The 1,243-nt window shown below is 60.3% G+C and carries 1 protein-coding gene; it reads right to left on the reverse strand.

The window, feature by feature from the left end:
• Positions 1-8: 8 nt before the first annotated feature.
• Positions 9-1,034: a cation diffusion facilitator family transporter gene (locus JC607_RS25165; RefSeq protein WP_174213394.1), complete on the reverse strand. Its 1,026-nt coding sequence runs from the start codon at positions 1,032-1,034 to the stop codon at positions 9-11.
• Positions 1,035-1,243: the final 209 nt, after the last annotated feature.

Below are 1,243 nucleotides of genomic sequence, written 5' to 3' on the forward strand. Positions count from 1 at the left end.
GCCTTTGGTCAATGTGCGTGCCCTGCGTGGAGGTCGATTTCGGGTGGCTTTTTGAGGCTGCAGTCTGCGTCGCCGACCCAGTCGATGGCGACGGTGGGGTGTTCGATGCTGAACTTGTCCTGCAACTCCTGGGTGACTTTTTCGGCGACGGCCCGGATATCAGCGCCCTCTTTGGGCTGGATGTGCAGCGTGGCGAGCGAGCGGCCCGAGGTGATCTGCCAGACGTGGATGTGGCTGACTTTTTTCAGACCGCTGACCGTCTGCATGAGATGGCGTTCGATCTTGTCCGTTTCAGCATCGGCGGGAGCGCCCTCCAGCAGGATGTGCAGGGTCTTCTTGAGCAGGCTCCAGGCGCTGCGCAGGATCAGGAGCGAGACGAAGACCGACAGGATCGGGTCGATGGGGGTCCAGCCTGTGTACCAGATCACGATAGCCGCGACGATGGCACCGACCGAGCCCAGAAGGTCGCCCATCACGTGCAGGACGGCACCTTTGACGTTGACGTGGTCAGAGTCACCGCGGGTCAGGTACCACAGCACGAAGAGGTTCACCAACATACCGACGACGGCGACAATGAACATCGAACCGGCCATCACCGGAGAAGGCTCGCGGAAGCGCTCGACCGCCTCATAGACGATCCAGCCGACGATACCGAACAAGGTCAGCGCATTGACAAGGCCGGCGATGACCTCGAACCGGGCATAACCGAAGGTGCGCTGGCTATCCGCCATCTTGCGGCCGAGACGGAAGGCCACATAAGCCAGCAAGAGAGCGATAGCGTCTGTCAGCATATGGCCGGCATCGGCCAGCAGCGCCAGCGATCCGGAGACGATGCCGCCGACGGCTTCCACGATCATGAAACTGAAGATCATGAAGAACGAGATCAGGATCTTGCGCTCGTTCTTGCTGGTCACCTGAGGGGTGTGATCGTGATCATGCCCGGCATGGTCATGACCCGCGTGGTCGTGGGCGGAGTGGTCGTGCGGGGCATGGTTGTGCCCTGAGTGGTCGGTGTGGTTGTTTGGGGGTGCCATAGGGGTGTGCTCCGATTCGAATTGACGCATGAATAGATGTTCATACGTTCACATGTCAAGCTGCAACCGTGGCGGCATCGACATGCCGCGTGCCCATGCAACGAAGCAACACCGCCAAAACCGCGCCCACCCCCAACTCCCGAGCAAACCTGCAAACCCCACAGAAAAATCGGCGGAAATCCCCCGTTCCAATCATGGGAACCGTTGAT

Origin of the sequence: Paracoccus sp. IB05 (assembly GCF_016405985.1) — a bacterium.
Taxonomy (GTDB): domain Bacteria; phylum Pseudomonadota; class Alphaproteobacteria; order Rhodobacterales; family Rhodobacteraceae; genus Pseudogemmobacter.